Here is a 25552-nt window from a genome sequence, read left to right as displayed (position 1 = left end):
CTGATAACTCACTATTCTCAGTTTAGTAAAAACAATGAAGCTGATCGTAACGTGTCAAGAATTCGTAACGATGTATAGCAAAAAGACTTTTAGACGTCTAGAAGTAAAGACTGGTATTTGTAGTTTGTTTTAGTACAATACTCAAAATTTAGAATTTTAAATGCAAACGGAGCACATATGGCCACGAATCTATTCACCTCTGAATCGGTCTCTGAAGGACATCCGGATAAAATCGCTGACCAAATTTCTGATGCGGTTCTCGACGCTATTTTAGAGCAAGATTCACGGGCTCGCGTGGCCTGCGAAACCTATGTTAAAACAGGTATGGTTCTTGTTGGCGGTGAAGTGACCACTTCAGCGTGGGTCGATATTGAAGAGATTACTCGCAATACCGTAAAAGAAATTGGATACACCCATTCAGACATGGGTTTTGATGCCGATTCATGTGCAGTGCTTAACGCCATTGGAAAGCAATCTCCTGATATTAATCAGGGCGTAGACCGCGAGAGCTTGGAAGAGCAAGGTGCAGGCGACCAAGGTTTGATGTTTGGTTATGCAAGCGACGAAACAGACGTGCTTATGCCAGCACCTATTACCTATTCACATCGCTTGGTTCAAAAGCAGGCTGAGGTGCGTAAATCGGGTAAGTTAGACTGGCTTCGTCCTGACGCGAAAAGTCAGATTACTTTTAAGTATGAAAACGACAAGGCTGTGGGGATCGACGCAGTTGTGCTTTCTACTCAGCACTGCGACTCAGTGTCTACCGACACCGTACGCGAGGCGGTAATGGAAGAAATTATTAAACCAGTGCTTCCAAGCGAGTGGATTGATGGTAACACCCAATTCCACATTAACCCGACAGGTCGATTTGTTATTGGCGGCCCAATGGGCGACTGTGGGCTTACAGGCCGTAAAATTATTGTTGATACCTACGGCGGTATGGCACGTCACGGTGGTGGTGCATTTTCGGGTAAAGATCCATCGAAAGTTGACCGCAGCGCCGCTTACGCAGGCCGTTATGTAGCAAAGAACATCGTAGCTGCTGGGCTAGCAAAGCGCTGTGAAATTCAAATTTCTTACGCTATTGGCGTAGCGCAGCCTACATCAATTAGCATCGATACTTTTGGTACAGGTGTGGTTGATGAGAAAACATTGGTTGCGCTAGTGCGCGAGCATTTTGACCTTCGCCCATACGGCCTAATTAAGATGTTAGACCTAGAGCGTCCAATTTACCGTGCAACTGCGGCATATGGACACTTTGGCCGCGAAGCCTTCCCTTGGGAAGCGACGGACAAAGCTGAAGCGCTTAAAGCATCGGTTTAAATAGCACGTTAGTAACGTTCAAATTGTAGAAGCCTCCACGTCGGAGGCTTTTTGCATTAGTGAAAATTTTAATTATCGTATTTGTTTAATTTCCATTCACTTTTCTTCAGCTTATTTTTGTCTATGCTTAAAATAACAGTGGGTATGGAAAACTAAACATATCTTCAAGCGTTGATAAAAATTTGCACGATGCCTTCTGTAATCACATTCTGTGTAATGATGCGTTTTGCAAATAAACATGCTATATCTAAACTAAAATAAAAAACGTTGCTTACTGCGTGGTAACAAGTTGTTTGTAAAAAGCAATGACTTTCATAGGCTAAGTGGAACACATGACAACAATACGCATCTTGCTTTTGTTACTGATATGCGGAGTTTACTTCACCGCTAGTAGCGCCTATGCAAGCAGCGTAGAGTCTAACTATGGCCCAATACACTTTCAAAGCGCCAAGGTAGCAAATTGGCAACTTAAAAGTCGCTTCAGACCCCATTCGATTACCGAAACTCATTACTACGACAGTAGCTTTACCTATCCTGCAGGTTCGCAAACCCTTGTCAGCGCAAAGCGCACATTTAATACGCGATTGCCACAACAGGTATATGCCACCTACAACACAAACAACACGGCATTTCGACACTATGCCGAGTGGTTATATTTACCCACAGACATTGGCACCTTTACGCGATTAGGCTGGCTTCTTGGCGACAATAAGGGGCTTAATATGGCTGTGGAGCTAGAGCACAGGCAGGTGGGTGAAGAAGAAAATATGGGGTTGTCTCTTGGTGTTCACTACTTCTTCTAATGCACTTTTATCTCGCACTCTATTTTTGTCCTCTGTTTCTTAAATACTTACTTTCCATGTAAAGAAGCCTCGTAAGTTTTAATAAAGGTTTGCTGTATTAGGAAAGCATCGGTACTTGCACGGTGACGTTTCGTATCACACTGCTCCAACAAATCATCTTTTACTTCATGCCATAGACACATTTGGGTTTCATTTAAGATGTATTCCATAGCTCTGCAGGTAAATGTCATATCTATTTGTGCCGCAGAGAACAACTTAATTAGCCACGGATTGTCTACTACCCAACCATCGCTATACACAACCGTGTTGCCCAAAAAATGGTTGAGTTCTTGGCACACTTTTGCGGGCTCTAAACCTCGTGTATGCAACATCTCTCTGCTAATGCCATGTAATGCTTCTGCTTTTTCATCCCAATGCATCCATGCGTCGTAGGGACGGATCAACTTGCACCACTTTGCACCATCATAGCGCACAACCCCTATTTCAATTGGATAACTCGCCGCACCAAAACCACTGGCTTCGATATCGACAATAGACGGGAGCCATTTTTTCTGCACTTGTTCTCCGCGTGAATAATCACTCACTAATCACTTACATCACATCGTAAATTGATACTGAAATCGCTTTCTGACTCGGCGATATATTCCAGTAAGGTGTAAATGCCAACACTCAATGTCGAATTTACTCCATCTTAATACCAGTTTTGATAGCAGAATCATGCCACTTTTCCTGTAACCGGTTTTCAATGTCACGAATTAGCCACTATTAGCCGTAAAATCTGAGTGTTCACGCCGCAAGGGAGGGGATATTTGGTAAATAGATAAGCGGCGCCAACCGCGTAAGTTTGAAAGGTGGAGTTGGCCGATAAGCCGGGTTCTGTCGTGGGCAACCATTCCTCTAGATCAGCAATCACTCACTGATTCAAGCAACCTACCCGATCCCCATGCGGGCCGCACGTTGAGGGATCCTATTTGGTCTTGCTCCGGGTGGAGTTTACCTCGCCACACTCTGTTACCAGAGGTGCGGTGCGCTCTTACCGCACCCTTTCAGCCTTACCGGCATGTAAACATGCTTAGGCGGTCTTCTCTCTGCTGCACTTGTCGTCGGCTCTCGCCGCCCAGACGTTATCTGGCACCCTGCCCTGTGGAGCCCGGACTTTCCTCCCCTTTCTTACGAAAGCGGCGATTGCCTGGCCAACTCCGCGGCGCATTCTACATGAAGCCCCCTTTAATAGCGAACAACTTACAGCATTAACGTTGATATTCGCACGGTAAAATGAATGCCTTCTAATCCAAAGATCATAAGACAGCATGTTTATTTGATAAAGATTGCGTTTTTCACTTAGACTGACCACTTTATTTTTCACAAGCGTAATCAGTAATGTTAACACTAGCTAAATCTACCTCTTTGCAAGCTATGGGCGTTTTATGCCTGCTTGCAGCCGCCTCTGCGCACGCCACTGTTGTTGAAGTACGAACCGCACTAGGCAACGTACAAATAAACCTCTTCGATGAAGAGACTCCTGAAACCGTCGAGAACTTTTTGGACTATGTAAACTCAGGGGCTTATGCAAATACAGTGGTACATCGTCTAGAGCCAGGCTTTGTAGCGCAAAGCGGCGGTTTTGTTTATAACGGTATGTTCCCTCTTGATAGCGTACCCACAGGAACGCCTGTTATTAATGAGCCAACGTTGTCTAACGTTCGCGGCACTATTGCAATGGCAAAACTCGCCAGCTCTCCTGATAGCGCCACATCACAATGGTTTATTAACTTATCTGACAACAGCGCAAACTTAGACGTGCAAAATGGTGGGTTTACCGTGTTCGGCCAAGTACTGGGAAATGGAATGGAAGTGTTTGATGCAATTGAAGCACTACCACGTTTTGATTTAGGCGGTGCGGCCTCGTCTATTCCACTGAGAGATTACACCAGCACCGATGCAAGTAACGAGGTTGAGATAACGGGCGACAACTTGGTGATTATTACTGATATTGTAGTGACAGATAGCGCAACGGTTACCAATCCAGATATTGTACCGGTTGAAAATACGCTGCTAGACGCGGGCTCACCTAATGTACCGGGTTCTAACAACAATTCGTCTGGCGGTGGAAGCTTAGGCTTTTTCCTGCTTAGCTTAGCGCTGGTATGTCGCTGCGTTAAGTTTAAGCGTTAATAAGCCTTTAGCCGGCTATAAGACGCCTTTAGAGACTATAGGAAGCCACCTTTAATCAAAAGGTGGCTTTTTTACTCATAAAATTAAAATCTATTTCTGTGGATTAATTAAATACTTCTCGCCGGTTTTTTTCGCATTGTATTGAGCAATTTTTTCAGGCTGCAATGCTTCTTCTAAGCTTAATATATCTGTGAAGTCGCTCTTAAACGTGGTGTTAATTTCATTTGCTACACGATGATGTAGCGCACCCACTTTTTCTGGGGCTAGCTTGCCTAAGAAGCGCATTAATAGCCATCCGCCAATTCCCCAAGTCATGCCGTAGGCACGGTTTAATATAGTAGGTGAAAAGTCTAGGCCGCCATAAATGTACACTTGTTTGTTGGCGTCTGAGCCATAGGTATTGAAACCTTCGGCGTCTTTGCTTCCAACCGCTTCCATTGCCGTTAGTATGTCGCTTACTAACTCGCCCCCACCAATGGCATCAAACGCCAATGTAGCACCGGTTTCTTCAATGGCTTTGTAGAGATCTTTTTTGAAACTATCGCTTGATGAGTTGCACACGTATTTCGCGCCAATCTCAGTGAGTAAATCAGCTTGAGACTGCTTACGTACTATATTGACCAAGGGCACGCCTTCGGCAATACAAATTTTGTTTAGCATAATACCTAAGTTAGAGGCCGCTGCTGTATGAACCAATGCACTATGACCTTCCATGCGCATGGTTTCTACCATACCCAATGCCGTTAGCGGGTTTACAAATGAAGACGCGGCTTGCTGTGGCGTAGTCTCTTCTTTATGAACAATGCACGCTTGAACCGGAACGCAGCAATACTGCGCAAAACATGCACCCGATAATACTGCTACTGTTTTACCTAACATAGACTGCGCCGCTTCACTTTCACCGGCAGCGACTACTACGCCAGCCCCTTCATTACCGATAGGCAGTGACATATCCAAGCGAGATTTTATACGAGGTAGTAAACCAGGGTGCACAGGTGCTGTTAACTGGCCCTTGTCTGCATCGAAGGTGGCCTCATTTAAATTTGCTGGGCCAAACATGGGCCACATATCCGACGGATTGATAGGTGTGGCTTCAATTTTAACAACAACCTGGTGCGCTTTTGGCTCAGGAATATCAGAATCAACTAGGTTAATTTCTAGCTGACCTTGTGAAGTGATTTTTGTTAGTAGTTGTTTTGATGTTGTCACAGTAATTCTTCTCCGTGTAATTATATAAAGTAATAACGTTTGCCCATAACCTTACGCTAGCACTAAGAAAAGCCTCATGCGAATAAATTAGGTGGATAGGCAATCATAAGAGTTTATCGGTACACGGTCGGCTGTTGTACTTATACAGTCAGTTGAACTTTACAAAAAGGCACTTTCGCCTACTTCTAAAACCACCAGCAACTTGTACCCATCACCAATAATCACTATTGTAGAGCGATTAGCATCCACTTAAAAAAAGGATTTACTCCATGAAAGCAGGTACTTACCTCTTAGGTATTTTTGCTTTGGCAACGGCGGTAACCGCATGTGCCCCTACTGCGCCTTCCTCTAACGATATCGCAAAAAAAGAAACGAAGGCCGAAGAACCAGGTCTTAAAATCGATTACGAGAAATATCAATTAGACAACGGCTTAACGGTCATTTTGCACGAAGATAAGTCTGACCCTATTGTATCCCTTGCCACTGTGGTGCACGTAGGCTCTAACAGAGAAAAGCCCGGTAGAACAGGATTTGCCCACTTCTTTGAGCACATGGCCTTTAACGATTCTGAAAATGTACCTAAAGGCGCCAATCGAAAGATGATCCCTGAATTAGGTGGTAGTCGAAATGGAGGAACTTGGAGTGACGGTACTATTTACTACGAAGTGGTGCCAAAAGATGCCTTTGATAAACTGCTTTGGATAGACTCAGACCGTTTAGGCTTTATGATCAATACGGTTACCGAGCCGACTCTTGAGCGCGAGAAGCAGGTAGTAAAAAATGAAAAGCGCCAGCGTGTGGATAACCGCCCTTATGGCCATACCGATCACGTTATTCGCAAGGCGCTTTACCCTGAAGGACACCCTTACAGCTGGACGGTGATTGGCGACCTAGAAGACTTACAGGCGGCAACACTGGATGATGTAAAAGGGTTTTACAACGAGTTCTACACTCCGTCGAACGTAACCTTAGTCATTGCCGGTGATATCGACATTGAAGCAACAAAAGAAAAAGTGGCTTATTGGTTTGGCGAGATTGATGCCGGTAAGTCGGTTGACCCAATAGAGCCTATGCCAGTGTCATTAGACAGCGATATTACACTGGTACATGAAGATAATTTTGCTCGCCTTCCTGAAATTAGAATTACGCTGCCTACTGTTGAGCAGTATCATCCCGACGCATACGCCCTTGATATGCTTGGTGAATTATTGGCAGGGTCTAAAGACACGCCGCTATACGAGTTACTCGTGACTGAAAAACAAGTGGCTCCTAATGTTTCTGCCTACCACTCTGCTCAAGAAGTTGCTGGAACATTTACATTGCGAGTACGGGCAAATTCAGGCCAACCTTTAGATGAAGTCCATGCCCTTATTGAACAAGGTTTAGCCACTTTCAGCGAGAAAGGCGTTACCGATGCTCAACTGACTCGCATACGCGCGCAAACCGAAACCGCGTTTTATGAACAGTTTGAAAGCATCCTTAACAAGTCCCTTCAGCTTGGTATATACAATGAGTATGCACAATCTCCTGATTTTTATACTACTGAAATTGCGCAGATAAACAGTGTTACTACCGAAGACGTCATGCGTGTATTTAATCAGTATGTGCTAAACAAGCCCGCTGTTATTACCAACTTCGTTCCTAAAGGCGAAGCTGAGCTTGCTATGGATAACGCAATTAAAGCCAATGTGGTTGAAGAGCAAATCATAGAGGGTGCAGAAAAAGAGTTTAACGAATCGGATAGCGTTGTATTTAAGCGTACCGAAACTCAAAACGATCGCAGTGAACCCGCACTCACAGAGCTACCTGCTATCAATGTTCCTGATGTGTGGCAACATACTACCGATCTGGGTATTCATGCTTATGGAATTGAAGATACAGAGCTGCCATTAGTCAATTTCAGCATGCGCTTTCCAGGCGGCCAGCTGTTAGACGCTAGCGGTAAAGAAGGCACATCAGCGCTTCTTGCCGATATGTTATTTGAGGGTACCGAAAAAAGAACGGCGGCAGAGTTTGAACAAGCGCTTGGTCTACTTGGCGCGTCCCTAAACGTAAACGCATCGAAGTACGATATTACGCTTCGAGGAAGTGTGCTAGCTAAAAACTACTCTCAAACAATGGCGTTGGTGTCAGAAATGCTCACCATGCCTGCGTTTAAACAGGCTGATTTCGATAGAATAAAACAGGCTCAACTAACAAATATCAAGCAGAGCTTGAGCAACCCCTCGCGCACCGCGTTTAATGTTTTCTCTACTAAACTTTATGGCGACGATCACCCGCTAGGCATCGCCACAGGTGGCACGCTCACCAGCGTAGACAACATTACATTGAAAGATGTTGAAAACTATTACGCCAAAAATATCAAACCACGAGGCAGCCAATACCACAGTGTTGGTGCGGTAGATAAAGCGTCGGTAATTGCAGCGCTCTCCTCGTTCGGCGATTGGTCTGGCGCAACGGCTTCACTACCTAAACTAAAACCTGCCACTACGTCGGAAGATAGCCGAGTATTCTTTATTGATATTCCAGATGCAAAACAATCCGTAATCTATATGGGTAAACTGCTGCCTAATGCACAAAATGACGATATCTATCCCATCGAATACGCGAACACATCACTCGGTGGCGGAATTAGCGGACGATTGGCGCAAACCTTGAGAATTGAGAAGGGATACACCTACGGCGCATACTCGTATGTAAGAGGTGGTCCTTACAATTCTGCATTTATCGCCAGCTCGCAGGTGAGAAGCAATGTCACTAAGGAATCGCTAGAGGAATTCAAACGCCTAGTGGGCGATTACAAAGATACGTTTAACGAGGAAGACCTTTCCGTTATGCAAAATATGGTCATAAAAGGTAACGCGAGAGCATTTGAAACCCTTGGTAGTAAACTTCGTATGCTTGAAGATATCAGTGAATATGCGCGCCCAGTTAATTACGTTGAAAAACAGCAGGAATACGCTCTTAACGCAAAATTAAGTGAAGTGCATAGAGTGATAGACACCTATATACAAGAGCCTGAAATGATTTACGTTGTCGCGGGCGACGGAGCCACGCAGCGGGAAAAGGTGAAAGCTTTTTCAAAGGCGTTAAACGCTAATTTTGTGGAACTCGATATTCATGGCAATACTTTGTAGCCTTGAATAACATCCCAATTCACAAGATTGGTTCTATTTACGATTGAAATATTTGAACCAAAAGCCCCGTCTGTTCTTTGTCACGATGGGGCTTTTTTAACTGTAAACGGCAAAAGTTTACATTTTGACACCTAAACCGTGTTTCCTTTTGCACATTCTTTTAGCAAACAGGGTAATTTTTGATAAACTCATCGCAGTATTTTTGAGAACACATAAACAGGAACCCCAAATGGCCGTATTCGGTACCGTATTCATGCCTGAAATGGCGCTTACCCGCTTTGAAAACGACGCATGGTCTGAGACAGAGTTTGTCAGTTCAGACGCGATACAAATGCATCCTGGCGCTCATGTCCTTCATTACTCGAGCACGTGTTTCGAGGGTCTTAAGGCGTTTAAACACGAAGACGGCAGTATTAACATTTTTCGCATGGATAAAAACATCGAACGGTTTGCGCAAAGCAGTCGTTTACTTAACTTGCCAGAAATAGACAAAGCGCAAGTTGAGAAGATGATCCTAGATGTGGTAGCAAAATACAGCTCTGAAGTACCAGAGCCTCCTGGTTCAATGTACATCCGCCCAACGCATGTGGGTACTGAAGCGTCTATCGGTAAAGCAGCAGCGCCTTCGGCCACATCAATGCTATATGTTCTTTTATCACCCGTGGGTGATTATTTTGCTGGTGGCTTAAAGCCGCTGCGCTTGTTGCTAGATGAAACAGGTATGCGCTGCGCGCCGCACATGGGTATGGTAAAAAGCGGTGGCAATTACGCCAGTGCATTGCCACCTATCCTAAAGGCCAGAGAAGAAGTTCAGGCAGACCAAATATTGTTTTGCCCCAATGGTGATGTTCAAGAGACTGGAGCAGCAAACTTCCTTCTTGTGGATGGTAACGAAATCATCACAAAAGCATTAGATTCAACATTTTTACACGGAGTTACCCGAGCAACCGTGCTGCAGCTTGCAAAGGATCACGGCATGACCGTAAGCGAAAGAGAGCTTACCGTTGCTGAATTGCTGGAAAGAGCGGCCAAACCTGGCACTGAAGCAGCTTTATCTGGCACCGCAGCCGTACTTACGCCAGTTGGAACACTCATTCATAATGAAAAAGAGTATCAAGTAGGTAACGGCGAGGCAGGCCCAATAACAATGAAGCTACGCCAAGCGCTGAACGATATTCAGTGGGGCAAAGCTGAAGATACGCATAATTGGTTAGTGAAAATCAAGTCGTAACACATCGCGTTTATTAGTGTTCGACTTTTAAAAGACTAGCCCGTAGCGGCTGTATTGTGACAGGTGTTAGGTGACAAATGGCGAGTTACCTAACTCCTTTTAATAATACATTTTTATGCAACTGGAGAGTTTGTGGGCTTGCTTAATTCGGTTCTGACCCCCTTTATTCCGGCGGCTTTAGGCTCTTTATTAAACGTCATAATAACGAACTCTTCACCACCAATACGGGCAAAAATGTCAGCATTATCCTTGCCTTTACCGCACATAGACTGCAATGCGTTAGTTAGAGAAATTAGTACTTTATCACCAGCGTCATGCCCGTAGGTATCGTTGATTTCCTTGAAGTAATCGATATCTATCAGTAAGAAAGCGCTTTGAATATTAGTCCCCTGCATACTAGTAAACTTACGTTCAAGATAGCGACGGTTTCCTATTCCGGTTAAATAGTCAGTTTCAGATTATCCCACTAACGACAAATAAAAATGCCCTCGTAATTGAGGGCATTAAGGTTTTTTGCAGATTTACCGTCGACTTTTTTAAATCGAATGTAGTGTTACTAGTTAACTTGGCGTTATTGCGTTGTGATAAACGTCTTGCACGTCGTCACAATCGTTCAACATGTCCATGAATTTTTCGAACATGGGCATATCTTCTTCGCTAATCTCTGTTTCAGTTTGCGGCATCCAGCTCATTTCGTCGGCAATAAAGCTAATATCTGGATACGCCTCTGTGAGTGCAGTTTTTACTTGGTAGAACTCTGTATGCGGCGCGTATACCGTTACTTTGCCGTCGTTTACTTCAACGTCGGTAACATCAACATCAGCTTCCATCAATACTTCTAAAATAGCATCTTCGTCGTCACCTTCAAACTGAAATACAGCTTGGTGATCGAACATATGTGATACCGCGCCTTGGGCACCTAGCTTTGCATTAGTTTTTGTGAAGCAGTTACGAACTTCAGTGATAGTACGGTTAGCATTATCTGAAAGACAGTCGACAATAACCATGCAGTTGCCTGGTCCAAAACCTTCATAACGCATAGGTTGGAAATCTTCACCTACACCACCTGCAGCTTTGTCTATCGCCTTATCTATTACGTGGCCTGGAACTTGGTCTTTTTTAGCTTTATCCATAAGGCGGCGTAGTGAAAGGTTGGCGTCCGGATCCGTTCCGCCATTTTTCGCACAAACGTAAATCTCTTTACCGTACTTTGAGTAAACCTTGGTTTTCGCCCCAGCAGTTTTCGCCATGGCGTTTTTTCTTACTTCGAATGCTCTTCCCATCTTAAGATTCTCTTCCTCGCAATTTTAGTGCAACTTTGCGTATTTTATCGGGTTGATGCGCCTGCCATCACCAATCCACTACATTGGCTATCGGTATATGTTTATCGTCACATAAAGCGCAATAGTTATGTCATAATTCTACTTAGTTTACGCACAACAATACAGTGTTTATAGCGTTTTACTTTGCCCATCCCTCGCTACGGAAGGTGCTCAGTGGCTAGGTAGTCATGAGACTGCATTTCTTTTAGCCGGCTTAAACAGCGTCTAAATTCAAAGCTAAGCAAGCCTTCTGTGTACAGTTCTTCTAGGGCAACCTGTGCTGAGATGATCAGCTTTACATTGCGCTCGTAAAACTCATCAACCATGGCAATAAAGCGCCTTGCCACATCGTCAGTGCCCTGACCCATTTGTTCTACGTTCGCCAACAACACAGAGTGATAGCAGCGACTAAGCTCGATGTAATCGCTTTGGCTACGCGGGCCTTTACATAAACTTTCAAACTCAATCATTAATACGCCGTCTGCGTTTCGCATCGTCGGTATCTGGCGATTGTTTACTTCAATTACTTCATTCTCAGACCCTGGCTCTGGCGCAAGTTGAGTAAAATAATTGATGAGATTTTCCGTAGCTTGTTTATCTAATGGATAATGGTAAATTTCCGCCTGTTCAAGAGTACGTAAACGATAATCAATGCCGCTGTCTACGTTTACAACACGGGTATTTTGGTTAATTAAATCTATTGCTGGTAAAAATCTAGCCCGCTGCAGACCATTTTTATAAAGGTCATTAGGGATAATATTGGAAGTTGCCACCAGCACAATGCCATGACTAAACAATTCTTCCATGAGTGTTCCCAGTATCATGGCATCTGTAATATCGGAAACAAAAAACTCGTCAAAACAGATAACCCGAGCTTCTTTGGCAATTTTCAACGCAATTATTTTGAGTGGATCTTGCTCGTTCTTTAACTGCTTTAACTCATCGTGAATACGATACATAAAACGATGAAAGTGAACTCGCATTTTTTTATCAAACGGCAGACACTCAAAAAATGTATCTACCAAATACGTTTTTCCACGCCCTACGCCACCATAAAAATAAATGCCCTGAATACCCGGTGTTAAGTGCCCTTCCCCAAAGGCCGCTTTTAGCTTAACTCGCCACGTCATTTTTCTTTCGGGCTGAGTAAGTTCGTCGTATAAACGTTGAAGCTCTTTCACTGCCGTTTCTTGCGCAGCATCGTAATGAAAATCGGCTAACTGAAGATCTTGCTGATATTTTTCCCAAGGCGTCATCGCCAAAACCACTCCATCCGAATGTCAATAGTGGTGCACGCTGCACCGACCTGCTTGAATTTATTAATTATGACCTTAATTTTAATGAAAATCACGGTAGAATCACTCGCTCATAGAGAGCGCAACTCGTCATTATCACAATTAATGTAACGAACAATGCGCTTTTAAGGTTCGACCTTGCTATATTCAAGTTATGGTCGAAAGCAGCATTTACCTCGTATGAAAGGTCGTGCTGTGGGATGTAGATTGATTCGGAGAATATAATGGAATTGTTAGTATCTCTTGCGTTGTTAGTCGTTGGGGTAGTAATTGGCTTTTTTGTCGGCCGGTTTGCCCAATCGAAAAAAGGGGCGGGTAATGCTGCACAAACAGAAAAGCAAGTTAAAGAAATCCTTGCCCAGCAAGCGCAGCACCACATACATCAAACGCGTCAGAGCCTAGAGAGTATTGAAGGGCAATGCGATGTGCTCAAGCAACAGCTTGAAGAGTATGAAGCGCTACTTGAGCAAAATGGTGATGATAGTGACAGTAAGGTTCCTTTTTACGGGGAGCAAGCTACAACGTATTTACGTAACAACCTAAAAGGGTCTGATAAGTCTAGGGTTCAGCGGGTCTCAGATACGCAGCCTAAAGACTTTGCTAATTCAGGTTCTGGGCTGTTCGTCGGCGGTTCTGAGCAAAATACCGCAGAAAAACAGTAATTTCAGGAACTTTACGAAGGCCACAGACTCTTTTAGTGAAACCATGCTTTATCGCATATAACATTAAGGAGTGTAAGCGAACATGAAAATGTCTTTTCGCCAATGTCTTGTGGCGTCAGCCGTTGTTGTTAGTTCATTAGGCTTTACCGCTACCACACAGGCGGCGTTGCCTTTCTTTTCTGATAAAAAAGCAGAAGTACCCTCTTTAGCCCCCATGCTGGAAGAGGCCACTCCTGCTGTTGTGAGTATTGCTGTTGAAGGTACACAAACCTCTCGTCAGCGCATGCCCGAAATGTTTCGTTACTTTTTCGGCGCCCCTCCACAAGAGCAAGTTCAAGAGCGACCTTTTAAGGGCTTAGGCTCGGGTGTCATAATCGATGCGGATAAAGGCTACGTTGTTACCAACAATCACGTTGTTGATAATGCAGATGAAATTACCGTTAAGCTTACAGATGGTCGTGAGTTTGTCGCTAAAAAACTTGGCTCTGATGAGCAAAGCGATATTGCTCTGCTTAAAATAGCCCCTGACGATTTAAAAGCTCTGCCACTAGCAGATTCTGACGAAATAAGAGTGGGCGATTTCGTAGTAGCCATAGGTAATCCCTTTGGATTATCGCAAACCGTGACCTCTGGCATAGTGAGTGCGCTAGGCCGCTCAGGACTAAACATCGGTGGCTACGAAGATTTTATTCAAACCGATGCAGCCATTAACCGTGGTAACTCTGGTGGCGCACTAGTTAACCTTCACGGTGAACTGGTTGGTATTAATACCGCCATATTTGGCCCTAACGGCGGCAACGTAGGCATTGGGTTCGCCATTCCTGCGAATATGATGAAAAATCTTGTCGATCAAATTGCCGAATATGGTGAAGTACGTCGAGGCCTTCTTGGTATATTGGGTAGCGATATTGACGCGGGTCTTGCTGAGGCTATGAACGCTGAAATTAATCTCGGTGCTTTTGTGAATGAGGTTCAGCCAGAATCTGCCGCAGAGAAAGCGGGACTTCAAGCAGGCGACATTATTACTGCTATTAACGGAAGAAAGTTAAGCAGCTTCCAAGAGCTCCGCGCTAAAATAGCCAGTATGGGCGCAGGTGCAGAAGTTGAGCTAACGGTTATGCGTAAAGGCAAAGAGATGTCTGTAGACGTAACCTTAGATGATGCTACAGAAACTACGGTAACTGCTGCGCAAATTCACCCAGCATTGGAAGGTGCAACACTAACGAACGGCGCTGATGATTCTGGCAATGCTGGCGTTATAGTGTCTGACATTGAACGAGGGGCACCAGCGGCACGCATTGGTTTACAGGCTGATGATGTCATTATTGGCGTTAACCGCGTTCGTGTATCAAGTGTAGCTGATTTCAGGAATGCCCTTGATGAAGCAAAAGGCGTTATCGCACTTAATGTAAAACGGGGCAATTCAACGCTTTATCTGGTCATTAGACAGTAAAAGGCTACTAGAAAGAGTGGTATAATCCAAACTTGTTAGCAGCGCCTTCGGGCGCTGTTTTGTTTGTGGCATTGAAAAAACACAGATGACACAAAAAACAATCAGGATTACGGTAGTTTAATCAATAAAGTGATATCCTAATTTACTTAATCAATAATCATAAATAGCTGTGGGTAGTTTTCGCATGTATTGAAGTGCGAAGATGAACGATACGTATTGCTAACTAACAAATAAGTGTGACTCGTGACAAGCCGCTCAATAATTCGCTTTTTCATAAAATCTGTCGTTCTTGGCGCTGCTGTAGCGGCGCTATTGCTGTTATTTTTACCCGACTTGCGTCAGGGTAACGGATTTGCCAACGGGCTTTTCACCGAGCCCTCAGTAAGCGCAAGCAGAGAAAGTTATTTTGCCGCGCTAAGTCGCTCAGCGCCCGCCGTAGTCAACATCTATAGCGTGAGTATTGAAACAGACGCAGGCTTGTTTAGAAACCAACCCCGAGAGCGAGCGAGTTTAGGTTCTGGGGTTATCATGACCGAAAACGGGTACATTCTTACCTGTCATCATGTAGTGGAAAATGCAGATAGTATTTATGTAACCGTTCAAGATGGACGAGGACTTGAGGCACAAATAGTAGGTAACGATCCCCTCACTGACCTTGCTGTTTTAAAGGTAACCGCAGAAAACCTGAACATTATTCCTCAGGTTGCTGAGCCAGATACCCACGTAGGTGATGTGGTAATGGCAATAGGAAATCCCTTTGACCTAGGCCAGACAATTACCCAAGGCATTGTAAGCCGCGCAGGTCGTAATGGTTTGTCGAATTATGTCGACTTTATTCAAACCGACGCGGTGTTGAATCAAGGTAACTCTGGTGGTGCACTCGTAGACAGTAACGGCATATTACTTGGCATTACCAACGCGAACTTTCAGGTAAGAGATTCTCGCAACAGAGTACGAAATGTAGATGGAATTAATTTTGCGGTACCTTACGAATTAGCTAAACGCGTAATGGACGAAATTATCAGTAATGGTCGAGTAATCCGTGGGCAACTTGGCTTTATTGGCAGTGAGAGAAGAAACCTTGCGGGTATTCCTGGTATAGATGTTACTGCCGTTGCAAAGGGCAGTCCGGCAGATATTGCAGGATTGAGGCCTGGCGATATTATACTGTCTATTGATGGTGTAAGAGCAGAGAGCGCATCTAAAACACTGGATATGATTGCTGAAACTAAGCCGGGAACTAAGCTAGAAATAGAAGTTAGCCGCAACGACGAGCCGCTAACCCTAACCGCCATAGTGGCTGAACTTAGAACCAATCAGTAATGTGTTTGCTGAAAATCAGGTTTTTATTTAGCAATAAAAAAGCGCCGAGGCGCTTTTTTTTAGTTTAAATTTGCAGACCGCTTAAATCATAAAATGAGCTTGGAGTTGAAATTCTACTCTTTGCTACTCTTTTACTCTTTCAATGTTAGCGCCAAGAGCCCCTAGTTTCTCTTCAATTGCCTCATAACCTCTATCTAAATGATAGATTCGATTAACATGAGTTTCGCCCTCTGCGATAAGGCCTGCAATAACTAAGCTGGCTGATGCGCGCAAGTCGGTTGCCATCACGGGGGCGCCTTTAAGCTTGGAGCTACCTTTAGATACTGCGGAATTAGCTTCTAGCGCGATTTCAGCTCCCATGCGCTGTAGCTCAGGCACGTGCATAAATCGATTTTCGAAGATAGTTTCTGTAATTACGCCTGTACCTTCTGCAACGCAATTTAGGGTAACAAACTGCGCCTGCATATCCGTTGGAAAAGCGGGATGTGGCGCGGTTTTTACGCGCACGGCTTTAGGCTTTTGCCCTTTCATATCAAGCTCAATCCAATCATCACCTATGGTAATGTCTGCACCGGCCTGCTCCAGCTTATCAATTACTGCATCTAACGTTTCTGGCGCTGCGTGGGTACAGCGAATTTTACCGCCTGTTGCGGCCGCAGCTACGAGAAATGTGCCCGTTTCTATGCGATCAGGCAACACAGCATAGTCGCAACCATTTAAGGTTTCGACACCCTCTACAGTAATTTTATCGCTACCTGCACCACTAATTTTAGCACCCATTTGAATTAGGCAGTTGGCAAGGTCCACAATCTCAGGCTCTCGCGCTGCGTTTTCTAATACAGTGGTACCGTTGGCAAGTGCAGCGGCCATTAGAAGATTTTCAGTTGCCCCTACGCTAACCATATCCATAAATATACGCGCACCTTTTAAGCGACCTTTCACTTCGGCACGAATGTAACCCTCTTCAACTTCAATCATTGCGCCCATTTTTTCAAGGCCAGTAAGATGAAGGTTTACAGGACGAGCACCAATGGCACAGCCACCGGGCAAGGATACATTTGCTTTACCTTGTTTCGCTAACAAAGGGCCAAGCACCAAGATAGATGCTCGCATAGTGCGCACAAGGTCGTAAGACGCCGTCACGCTCTCAAGCGTGCTCGCATCTATTAATACGTCGTTTGGCGATGGCTGTGCTACTTCAACGCCTAGCTCTCTCAATAGCGACGTCGTTGTATTAATATCACGAAGGCGGGGTACATTGGTGTAACGGCATGGAGAGTCTGTTAGAAGACTGGTCATCAGCAAAGGCAGTGCCGCATTTTTTGCACCAGAAATTCTCACTGTCCCCTGCAGGGCAGGACTCTTTTTAATTACAAGTTTATCCACGAAAAACGCCTATTACTGAGGAATATTAAACTGGCGCTCGCGCTCCCAGTCTTTCACTGAAAAAGTTTTGATTGAAATAGCGTGCATTGATCCATCGGCAATTTTGTCTGCAAGTGGCGCATAAACAGCCTGCTGACGCTTCACCCTGCTCATTTCATTAAATGAGTCGCTTACTGCAATAATATTAAAATGCGACCCCTCGGCCTTTACGTGAACCTCATGAAGGTCTAATGCTTCCTTCAGTATATTTTCTATCTCTGACAGTTCCATAATGTACTTCTTTATCTGGTTGATTGAGCGTTATTCTACCGCTAAAAAGCCATCAACATTGCTAATTTTAGCCAATTTAACTAGCTTTTCTGGCATGTGCTTAAACACCATGCTAACACCGTTTTGATTGGTATCCCTAACCGCATTGATTAGCCACGCCAATCCAGCGCTATCTACGCGCTCTACGTCATTTAAATTTACCGTGCAGGCTCCTGCGCCTTTAAGCGATTCACGCTGCTGAGCGGTGAGCTGTTGCCAAAAGTTTGTCGACAATGTCGACAAGGTATCGCGGTCTAAATGACCATGTACGTTTATGTCTGTGCTGTTGTCAACGTCGAAAAGGCTCACACAGACTCTCCGTCTATTTCAATTGGCTCACCTTGATTCAATTCAACAGGTTTACCAATTTTCTCACGCATTAGCGCAATAACGGCGTCAATACCGTCAGTACGTAAAATTGACTCGAACTCACTGCGCTTGCTGTTTAGCATACTTATGCCTTCAGCCACCATGTCATATGCTTTCCATTCGTTTGTTTTGCTGTCTTTGCGCACTTTGAAAGCAATTTTGATGTCTGGACGAGAAGGATCTTTTACAACCGCATGTACGGTAACCGACTTTTCTTTAGAAAAATCTGACTCAGGTTCAAAGATAACTTCTTGGTCATCGTAATACCCCATAGCAACGGCATAAGTCGTTACAAGATACTGACGGAATACGCTAATGTACTCGCCCATCTTTTCTTTGGGTACCGATTTAAAGTGCTTACCTAACACCATAAACGCTGCAAACTTGTAGTCGATATGAGGCACTAACTCTTCTTGCATAATAGTGCGAAGCATTTCAGGGTCGGCTTGTATCTCAGCTTGACTTGCCTTTATGCGCTCAAAAGTGGTGTTTGCCACGCCATGAACTAATTCATAGGGGTTCTGCTCGTTAACTTCCTGTGCATTTACCGCACTGTAAAACGACATTACAACCATGCTCAAAATGGCGATTAACTTTTTCAACGTGACTCTCCTAACGAACTGTCTGTATATGCAATGCATACTCACTATGCTTTACAGCAGACCCGACTAACTTAATATAAGTTTCATCAGGCCGATGATAAATTCTTAATATTGCTTCAATTAAGCGTTAACTAAAGTGACCGGTCGTTCTATTCATCGCTTCCGCGATTAAACAAGAATTGACCGATAAGATCTTCTAGCACTAGTGCTGATTTGGTGTCTTGTAAATAATCACCGTCCTCTAAATTGGCGACGCCGTCGAAGGAAAAACCCGGTTGAAAACCCACATATTGCTCACCCAACAAACCAGATGTAAGTATTGAAACTGAACTCGTTTCTGGAAAACCGTTGTATTGCTTGAGTATCGATAATTCAACCACGGGCGTGAAATCGTCTTTATCTAGCGTGATAGACGTTACACGTCCTACCGTTACGCCCCCCACTTTCACAGCAGAGCGAGCTTTCAAGCCACCAATATTGTCAAACTTCGCGTAAAGGGTGTAGCTGTCACCTTCTGTGGCAACAGACTGTTCGGCTACTTTCAATGCCAATAACAGTAATGCGCTAATAGTAAGGGCAACAAAGAACCCCACCATGACTTCCGTTTTATACTTATTCATTCTGTCCTCTACTCGATACCAAACATGAGGGCGGTTAACACGAAATCCAGCCCTAGTACTGCTAATGATGAATAGACCACTGTTTCAGTAGTCGCTTTGCTGATCCCTTCCGATGTAGGAACAGAATCGTAACCTTTAAATATGGCTATCCAGGTAACAACCAAGGCAAATACGACGCTTTTTATTACGCCATTTAACACGTCTTGGTTCCAATCTACTGTCGACTGCATAATCGACCAGTAGCTTCCTGAATCAACGCCAAGCCAATCAACGCCAACTAAATGTCCACCTAGGATACCAATAGCGCTGAAAATAATAGCCAACATCGGCATTGCCAGCATGCCAGCCCAAAAACGCGGAGCCACAATACGGCGCAGTGGATCCACTGCCATCATCTCAAGACTACTTAGTTGCTCTGTCGCCTTCATCAACCCAATTTCTGCCGTTAATGCAGAACCTGCGCGACCTGCAAACAATAGTGCAGTAACAACAGGACCCAACTCACGAAGCAAGGATAGCGCTACCATGGGCCCTAAGCTTCCTTCGGCGCCGTAGTCGACCAAGATGGTGTAGCCTTGCAGCGCCATTACCATGCCGATGAATAAACCAGACACCATGATAATAAGAAGAGACTGAACACCGACCACATAAAGTTGATGAATAATAAGCGGCACATTTTTCAGCCGTGGCACCGCTACTAATGCACCAAATAACATCAGTGTGGCTCGACCAATGGCCGCCACCTTAGTAATGGTTTTAGCACCTATAGACTGTAAGAATTTCATTTTCCCTCTCCCAAGAAACTCTTTTTCAGCTCTGGTGCAGGATAGTGAAAAGGAACAGGTCCGTCTGCTTTACCATTTAAGAACTGTTGTACAAGCTCAGAATCGCTATCTTTAATTTGCTGTGCGGTCCCCTCACCAATTACACGCTTATCGGCCAGTATGTAAATATAGTCTGCAATTGTGAGTACTTCTTTTACATCATGGGTAACAACAATGCTGGTAAGGTCCAGCGCATCGTTTAGCTCGCGAATTAACTTCACCAACACCCCCATAGATATGGGATCTTGGCCCGCAAATGGCTCGTCGTACATAATAAGGTCTGGGTCGAGGGCAATTGCTCTTGCCAGTGCAGCGCGTCGCGCCATGCCGCCAGAAAGCTCGCTAGGCATCAAGTCTGCAGCACCTCTTAGTCCTACTGCCTGTAGCTTTAAAGCGACAATAGTTGCGATGATATCATCCGATAAATCAGTATGTTCTTTAAGCGGGAACGCTACATTGTCAAACACCGTCATATCGGTAAACAGTGCGCCACTTTGAAATAACATGCTCATTCGACGACGGGCTTTATAAAGCGCTTTTCTAGACATTGACACAATAGATTCTTTATCAAAAAGAATATCGCCCTCGTCCGGTATCAACTGCCCGCCGATAAGGCGAAGCAGGGTTGTTTTCCCTATCCCGCTTGGCCCCATGACGGCAGTAATTTTTCCTTTAGGCACGTTAAGGGTAATGCCGTCATAAATGACGCGTTCCCCTCTGCTAAAGGTCAGATTATCTATTTCAACTAAATGTTCCATAGTGTATTTTTGTCGACCCTCGACTGGGCGCTGCCGCTTTAAACTCGGAGTAAAGTGTCTTGGAAAGCAACGCAACTTTGTTATTGTGGAATTAAAGGCAGTACAAATTCCATGCCTTTGAACACACACTGACCTTCGTAAAGTCAGTAAGTTTAAAATTTTCAGTATTGTACGCTTTTTCCTACCCTGCGCCAAAGTCAAAAAGTTACAACTTATGTTCGATGAAGACGAATGATCCATAACGTAAGCTGAATATCATTAACGCAGGCTGAACATGTCTCTTTTTCATACAATCTCGTTCGAAAAGGCAAAATAAAAGCCTAGCGCCATAGGCAAATGGCACCGTTTTTGCGACAATCTTGCGAAATAGACTTTTAATTACAGGTTGTTGTGCTTCTAAACATTGTTATTTTCATCATCGGACTCATCGTTTTAAGTTGGAGTGCGGACCGATTTGTCTACGGTGCATCCGCGCTGGCGAAAAATATTGGCATTTCACCCATGATGATAGGATTGACTATTGTTGCCATGGGGTCTTCTGCACCTGAAATTGTGGTGTCTGCCATTGCCTCGATTAACGGTAAGATGAATACGGCAGTCGGAAATGCGCTAGGTTCAAATATAACCAATGTCGCACTGGTACTTGGAATAACCGCTCTAGTAAAACCACTTCTTGTTTCATCCACAACATTAAAGCGGGAACTGCCAGCATTGGTCGTGATCTCGTTAATTGCCATTGCCTTTATGTTCGACGGCGAACTCAAATCTTATGAAGGCGTTATTTTACTTGGCCTTTTCGTTTTCGTGTTAGCGATGATGGCGTGGCTTTCGCTGCAGGTAGACAAGGAAGACCCGCTCATTGCTGAGACGGCAGATGAAATTCCTAAAGGGGTATCAAACACCGCTGCCCTTGTGTGGATTGGTTTGGGCTTGGTGCTTTTACCGTTAAGTGCCCACTTCTTGGTTGACTCTGCTGTAGAGATTGCCCGTTATATGGGATTGTCTGATTTAGTCATCGGACTCACTATTATTGCATTTGGTACCAGCCTTCCCGAGCTTGCGGCAAGTATTGCCGGCGTACTTAAAGGTGAAGATGATCTAGCGCTAGGTAACATCATTGGCTCGAATATATTTAATCTACTCGCCGTACTTGGAATGCCAGGGCTTATTGCACCCGGCTTGTTAGACCCAGATGTGTACAATAGAGATATGTATGTGATGCTAGGGCTAACCTTGCTACTGTTTTTATTCAGCTTCGACCTCATCGGCAAACGTAAAATATCTCGCACTAACGGTGCAATTCTTTTAGCCTGTTTTGTGGGCTATCAATTTTGGCTGTTTGGATAATGACAAATAAACAACACCATTACATTGCTTCGGCAAAACGAGTTATCGATATTGAGGCTCGTGCAATTACCGATTTAGCACAACGACTAGACGACAGTTTTATCGATGCTTGTAACATGCTTTACAACTGCTTGGGTAAAGTTGTCGTTTGCGGCATGGGCAAGTCGGGACATATTGGAAACAAAATAGCTGCAACCCTAGCAAGCACTGGTACTCCAGCGTTTTTTATGCACCCTGGCGAAGCTAATCACGGTGACTTGGGCATGTTAAGCAAAAACGACGTGCTTTTAGCTATTTCTAATTCTGGTGAAACCAGCGAGTTAATAAATCTGCTGCCCGTGGTAAAACGGCTGGGTGTTAACGTGATAGCAATGACCAACAGTGAATCAAGCACACTAGGTCAACATGCTAATGTGGTGTTAAATATAAGCGTGGAACAAGAAGCCTGCTCCCTCGGTCTGGCTCCCACAAGCAGTACAACCGCTACACTGGTAATGGGCGACGCTCTAGCTGTAGCGTTGTTGGACAGAAAAGGTTTTACCTCTGATGATTTTGCGTTGTCACACCCGGGAGGCTCGTTAGGTAGAAAACTCTTGCTAAAAGTGAGCGACATTATGCTTACGGGCGATGACATACCGCTTACCAGTAACGGAGCAACAGTGGCGCAGGCACTGCTTGAAATATCCCGCAAAGGGCTCGGCATGACCGGTATTGTCGATGAGTCTGGCAAGCTAACCGGCGTTTTTACCGACGGAGATTTAAGGCGAATTCTAGATGCCCGGGTCGATTTACATGACGCTAAGGTCAGTGACGTGATGACAGTAGGCGGAAAAACCACAACACCAAACCAACTGGCTGTTGAAGCACTGAACGTAATGGAAAGCTTTAAAATTAGTGCGTTAATGGTGCTTGACGATGAGCACACTCCGGTTGGCGCATTTAATATGCACATGCTGCTAAAAGCGGGAGTTTTATAAATGGAAACCACGCCAACCCAAACGCTTTACACCATCATGCCATCGGTGTTATTCGATGCATTGTCAAACATCAAACTGCTGGTGTGTGACGTAGATGGGGTGTTTTCTGATGGCCGTATTTACCTAGGCAACGACGGTGAAGAATTGAAGGCATTCCACACCCGAGATGGCTATGGAGTTAAAGCGCTTGTTAGCCACGGCATTAATGTTGCCGTTATTACCGGCAGGCGCTCAGCCATTGTCGAAAACAGAATGAAAGCATTAAATGTAGCTCACATTATTCAAGGTGAAGAGAACAAGTTTGATGCATTGAAACATTTAATGAACAAGCTTGAGCTAGCGCCCGAAAATATCGCTGTTGTTGGTGATGATATGCCCGACACTGGTATGTACGAACTTGCCGAAGTGAAAATAGCGGTGGCAGATGCTCATCCCTATGTCAAAAATCAAGCTAACTGGATCACTACTTTGCCCGGCGGATTTGGCGCGGTTCGAGAAATATCTGACACACTATTACAAGCTAAAGGAATTGAAAACGGTATTTTTGGGGCCAGCGTATGAACGCATTCGGCTTTAACCGCCTTGGGTTGAGTATTTCTGCGCTTTTTATTCTCGCCATGCTGATGTATATCCCAACATGGATGGAAGAAGAACCTGTGCTAACCAGCTCAGAAGGGCTCGATGCCCTCAAGCCAGCCTATAAAGCAAAAAACTTAACCACAACCTTGTATAACAGTGAAGGTCAGCTGAATCACAAAGTGTTTGCTTCATCAATGGAGCATTATGACCAGTTGGGCTTTGTTTCTTTTGAGCAACCCAGCTATACATTGTACAGCAGCGATGCAGATTCCCCGTGGGTGGTTACTGCATTAGAAGGAACACTTTACAATAACGAACTTATCCAGCTAGAAAATAAGGTCAACATTGAGAACCAAAGCCAGGATGACTTTGTCAAAACAATCACCACTGAATATATTCAAATTAATTTAGACAGTAAACAAATGACGTCAGACCAACCAGTAGAAATACGTGGCATGCAGTACGTTATTCAAAGCAATGGATTTAACGCAAACCTGCGTACACAAAAATATGAGCTTATTGACCATGTACATACAACGTATTCTCCTAGTAACTAGCGCTATATTTGTCTTATGCGCCGGCCCAGTGCTTGCCAACGAAAAGGACTTTAGCCTTCCTATCGAGATTGGCTCGAACTCTCAGTTTATAGATGGGAAAAATAAAACTGCTTTGTACAAAGACAATGTACTTATTACCCAAGGCTCTTTAGTTATTGAAGCTGACGAAGTGGAAGTTATTGCCTCTGGAGGCAGTGGTCGTGAGATTTTTGTCGCGCGAGGTAAACCTGCTAGCTACTCGCAAAAACTAGAAGATGGAAATCCAGTATCGGCACAAGCTAACGAGATTCGTTACGAGGTTGCAAAGCGCACTATTTCACTGAGCGGCAACGCTGAATTACGGCAAGATAGCAGCCAAGTAAAGGGCGATAACATTACCTTTGACATGATAACTGAACAGTTATTAGCAACTGGCGGCAATCAAGAAGATGGTAAAGGTCGCGTTACCACGGTATTCACGCCAGAGTCTATTAGAAAAGTCAAAAAAGACGATTCGAATAGTGATGATGGCAGTGATAATGACACAGACAAAAGCAAAGACGGTAAAGGCAAGCAACAGTAATGGCTACTCTTAGTGCAAAAAATCTTGCTAAGGCATACAAATCCCGCCAAGTTGTGATTGATGTTAGTCTGTCAGTCTCTACAGGGCAGATTGTTGGGCTGTTAGGCCCAAATGGCGCGGGAAAAACGACAACGTTTTATATGATTGTCGGTCTAGTTCCGTCAGACAAAGGGCAGATATTAATAGACGATAAAGAATTAACGCATCAGCCCATGCACGAACGCGCTCGCGGTGGAATTGGTTATTTACCTCAAGAAGCGTCTATATTTAGAAAACTGACTGTGCATGAAAATATCATGGCTATTTTGCAAACCCGAAAGGATTTGAACTCTCAGCAACAGGAAGAAGAAGCTGACGCACTACTTGATGAATTCAATATCAACCATATACGTAATAGTGTGGGTATGAGCCTTTCCGGTGGAGAACGTCGCAGAGTAGAAATAGCAAGAGCACTTGCGGCTAAACCCGAATTTATTTTGCTCGACGAGCCCTTTGCTGGTGTTGATCCAATATCAGTTAATGATATAAAGAAGATAATACAGCACCTTCGCGACAGAGGAATAGGCATTCTCATCACCGACCACAATGTGAGAGAAACATTGGATGTCTGTGAAAAAGCGTACATTGTGAGTCATGGCGAACTTATTGCGCAAGGAACCGCGGAACAGGTTTTAAGTAATCAAAAAGTAAGGGATGTATACCTAGGCGAACAATTCAGGCTATAGTTAT

The 25552-nt window shown here is 44.4% G+C and carries 26 protein-coding genes and 1 other RNA gene; 14 read left to right on the top strand and 13 right to left on the bottom strand.

From position 1 onward, the window contains the following. Window positions 1-177: 177 nt before the first annotated feature. Together metK and CW735_RS03905 are read left to right on the top strand one after the other, a co-directional pair. A complete protein-coding gene (metK, locus tag CW735_RS03910) occupies window positions 178-1323 on the top strand; it encodes a methionine adenosyltransferase (protein WP_100970970.1) in 1146 nt (381 codons plus the stop codon). 332 nt (window positions 1324-1655) lie between these two features. Continuing rightward, window positions 1656-2126, top strand: a complete 471-nt coding sequence (locus CW735_RS03905; RefSeq protein WP_100970968.1) for a hypothetical protein — start codon at window positions 1656-1658, stop codon at window positions 2124-2126. 47 nt (window positions 2127-2173) lie between these two features. Here the strand turns inward: CW735_RS03905 and CW735_RS03900 are convergent, their stop codons facing one another. Then, window positions 2174-2683 (bottom strand): 3'-5' exonuclease, encoded by a 510-nt coding sequence (locus CW735_RS03900; protein WP_100973166.1) that lies wholly within the window; start codon window positions 2681-2683, stop codon window positions 2174-2176. A 292-nt stretch (window positions 2684-2975) separates the two neighbouring features. Continuing rightward, an RNA gene (gene rnpB / locus CW735_RS03895) (RNase P RNA component class A) lies at window positions 2976-3327 on the bottom strand. Window positions 3328-3506: 179 nt separating this feature from the next. On the opposite strand from rnpB, the gene CW735_RS03890 reads away from it, so the two are divergent. After that, the gene (locus tag CW735_RS03890) at window positions 3507-4301 is read left to right on the top strand and encodes a peptidylprolyl isomerase (RefSeq protein ID WP_071978755.1); all 795 of its coding nucleotides are present in this window, start codon (window positions 3507-3509) and stop codon (window positions 4299-4301) included. Between the two features lie 90 nt (window positions 4302-4391). Here CW735_RS03890 and CW735_RS03885 read toward each other — a convergent pair whose 3' ends face one another. Then, window positions 4392-5510: a zinc-binding dehydrogenase gene (locus tag CW735_RS03885; RefSeq protein ID WP_100970966.1), complete on the bottom strand. Its 1119-nt coding sequence runs from the start codon at window positions 5508-5510 to the stop codon at window positions 4392-4394. A 269-nt stretch (window positions 5511-5779) separates the two neighbouring features. Here CW735_RS03885 and CW735_RS03880 point away from each other — a divergent pair, with 269 nt between their 5' ends. Both CW735_RS03880 and CW735_RS03875 read left to right on the top strand, forming a co-directional pair. Continuing rightward, complete coding sequence (locus tag CW735_RS03880; protein WP_100970964.1) at window positions 5780-8647, top strand: M16 family metallopeptidase; 2868 nt, start codon at window positions 5780-5782, stop codon at window positions 8645-8647. A 229-nt stretch (window positions 8648-8876) separates the two neighbouring features. Beyond that, window positions 8877-9878 carry a branched-chain amino acid aminotransferase gene (locus CW735_RS03875; RefSeq protein ID WP_071978752.1) on the top strand — a complete coding sequence of 334 codons (1002 nt, stop codon included), beginning with the start codon at window positions 8877-8879 and terminating at the stop codon, window positions 9876-9878. Window positions 9879-9991: 113 nt separating this feature from the next. Here the strand turns inward: CW735_RS03875 and CW735_RS03870 are convergent, their stop codons facing one another. The 3 genes from CW735_RS03870 to zapE all read right to left on the bottom strand — a co-directional run bounded on the left by CW735_RS03870 (window position 9992) and on the right by zapE (window position 12456). After that, window positions 9992-10273 carry a GGDEF domain-containing protein gene (locus tag CW735_RS03870; RefSeq protein ID WP_232368359.1) on the bottom strand — a complete coding sequence of 94 codons (282 nt, stop codon included), beginning with the start codon at window positions 10271-10273 and terminating at the stop codon, window positions 9992-9994. Window positions 10274-10438: 165 nt separating this feature from the next. Next, a complete protein-coding gene (locus CW735_RS03865; RefSeq protein WP_071978744.1) occupies window positions 10439-11161 on the bottom strand; it encodes a YebC/PmpR family DNA-binding transcriptional regulator in 723 nt (240 codons plus the stop codon). A 197-nt stretch (window positions 11162-11358) separates the two neighbouring features. Continuing rightward, window positions 11359-12456, bottom strand: a complete 1098-nt coding sequence (gene zapE / locus CW735_RS03860) for a cell division protein ZapE (protein WP_071978743.1) — start codon at window positions 12454-12456, stop codon at window positions 11359-11361. 263 nt (window positions 12457-12719) lie between these two features. On the opposite strand from zapE, the gene CW735_RS03855 reads away from it, so the two are divergent. The 3 genes from CW735_RS03855 (at window position 12720) to CW735_RS03845 (ending at window position 15933) form a co-directional block, all read left to right on the top strand. Next, window positions 12720-13157, top strand: coding sequence for a ZapG family protein (locus tag CW735_RS03855; RefSeq protein WP_071978742.1), 438 nt, complete (start codon window positions 12720-12722; stop codon window positions 13155-13157). An 82-nt stretch (window positions 13158-13239) separates the two neighbouring features. Further along, entirely contained in the window at window positions 13240-14610 is a 1371-nt protein-coding gene (locus CW735_RS03850; protein WP_071978741.1) for a DegQ family serine endoprotease, read from the top strand. Window positions 14611-14853: 243 nt separating this feature from the next. After that, entirely contained in the window at window positions 14854-15933 is a 1080-nt protein-coding gene (locus tag CW735_RS03845) for a trypsin-like peptidase domain-containing protein (protein ID WP_071978740.1), read from the top strand. Between the two features lie 123 nt (window positions 15934-16056). Here the strand turns inward: CW735_RS03845 and murA are convergent, their stop codons facing one another. The 7 genes from murA to mlaF all read right to left on the bottom strand — a co-directional run bounded on the left by murA (window position 16057) and on the right by mlaF (window position 20801). Next, entirely contained in the window at window positions 16057-17319 is a 1263-nt protein-coding gene (gene murA, locus CW735_RS03840) for a UDP-N-acetylglucosamine 1-carboxyvinyltransferase (RefSeq protein ID WP_100970960.1), read from the bottom strand. A 12-nt stretch (window positions 17320-17331) separates the two neighbouring features. After that, window positions 17332-17589, bottom strand: a complete 258-nt coding sequence (locus tag CW735_RS03835) for a BolA family protein (RefSeq protein WP_071978738.1) — start codon at window positions 17587-17589, stop codon at window positions 17332-17334. Between the two features lie 30 nt (window positions 17590-17619). Next, entirely contained in the window at window positions 17620-17937 is a 318-nt protein-coding gene (locus CW735_RS03830; protein ID WP_071978737.1) for an STAS domain-containing protein, read from the bottom strand. Next, entirely contained in the window at window positions 17934-18572 is a 639-nt protein-coding gene (locus CW735_RS03825; protein ID WP_442855909.1) for an MlaC/ttg2D family ABC transporter substrate-binding protein, read from the bottom strand. Before CW735_RS03825 ends, CW735_RS03830 begins: the two co-directional genes overlap by 4 nt. 176 nt (window positions 18573-18748) lie before the next feature. After that, window positions 18749-19219: an outer membrane lipid asymmetry maintenance protein MlaD gene (mlaD, locus tag CW735_RS03820; RefSeq protein ID WP_071978735.1), complete on the bottom strand. Its 471-nt coding sequence runs from the start codon at window positions 19217-19219 to the stop codon at window positions 18749-18751. 8 nt (window positions 19220-19227) lie between these two features. Continuing rightward, entirely contained in the window at window positions 19228-20004 is a 777-nt protein-coding gene (mlaE, locus tag CW735_RS03815) for a lipid asymmetry maintenance ABC transporter permease subunit MlaE (RefSeq protein WP_071978734.1), read from the bottom strand. Beyond that, entirely contained in the window at window positions 20001-20801 is an 801-nt protein-coding gene (gene mlaF / locus CW735_RS03810) for a phospholipid ABC transporter ATP-binding protein MlaF (RefSeq protein WP_100970959.1), read from the bottom strand. The genes mlaE and mlaF overlap by 4 nt, the downstream gene beginning before the upstream one ends. 390 nt (window positions 20802-21191) lie before the next feature. Here mlaF and CW735_RS03805 point away from each other — a divergent pair, with 390 nt between their 5' ends. From CW735_RS03805 to lptB, 6 genes are read left to right on the top strand one after another with little or no spacing between them, the layout of a single operon-like run. Continuing rightward, window positions 21192-22148: a calcium/sodium antiporter gene (locus CW735_RS03805; RefSeq protein WP_071978732.1), complete on the top strand. Its 957-nt coding sequence runs from the start codon at window positions 21192-21194 to the stop codon at window positions 22146-22148. Next, window positions 22148-23125 carry a KpsF/GutQ family sugar-phosphate isomerase gene (locus CW735_RS03800; protein ID WP_071978731.1) on the top strand — a complete coding sequence of 326 codons (978 nt, stop codon included), beginning with the start codon at window positions 22148-22150 and terminating at the stop codon, window positions 23123-23125. The genes CW735_RS03805 and CW735_RS03800 overlap by 1 nt, the downstream gene beginning before the upstream one ends. Next, window positions 23126-23686, top strand: a complete 561-nt coding sequence (gene kdsC / locus CW735_RS03795) for a 3-deoxy-manno-octulosonate-8-phosphatase KdsC (RefSeq protein ID WP_071978730.1) — start codon at window positions 23126-23128, stop codon at window positions 23684-23686. Next, window positions 23683-24261, top strand: coding sequence for an LPS export ABC transporter periplasmic protein LptC (gene lptC / locus CW735_RS03790; protein ID WP_071978729.1), 579 nt, complete (start codon window positions 23683-23685; stop codon window positions 24259-24261). The genes kdsC and lptC overlap by 4 nt, the downstream gene beginning before the upstream one ends. Further along, a complete protein-coding gene (gene lptA, locus CW735_RS03785; protein ID WP_100970958.1) occupies window positions 24230-24823 on the top strand; it encodes a lipopolysaccharide transport periplasmic protein LptA in 594 nt (197 codons plus the stop codon). The genes lptC and lptA overlap by 32 nt, the downstream gene beginning before the upstream one ends. Further along, the gene (gene lptB / locus CW735_RS03780) at window positions 24823-25548 is read left to right on the top strand and encodes an LPS export ABC transporter ATP-binding protein (protein WP_071978727.1); all 726 of its coding nucleotides are present in this window, start codon (window positions 24823-24825) and stop codon (window positions 25546-25548) included. Before lptA ends, lptB begins: the two co-directional genes overlap by 1 nt. Window positions 25549-25552 lie beyond the last annotated feature (4 nt).

The organism is Alteromonas sp. MB-3u-76 (assembly GCF_002831605.1).
In the GTDB taxonomy this organism is placed as follows: Bacteria; Pseudomonadota; Gammaproteobacteria; order Enterobacterales; family Alteromonadaceae; genus Alteromonas; species Alteromonas hispanica.
This window is presented reverse-complemented; position numbering and strand designations above follow the sequence as displayed.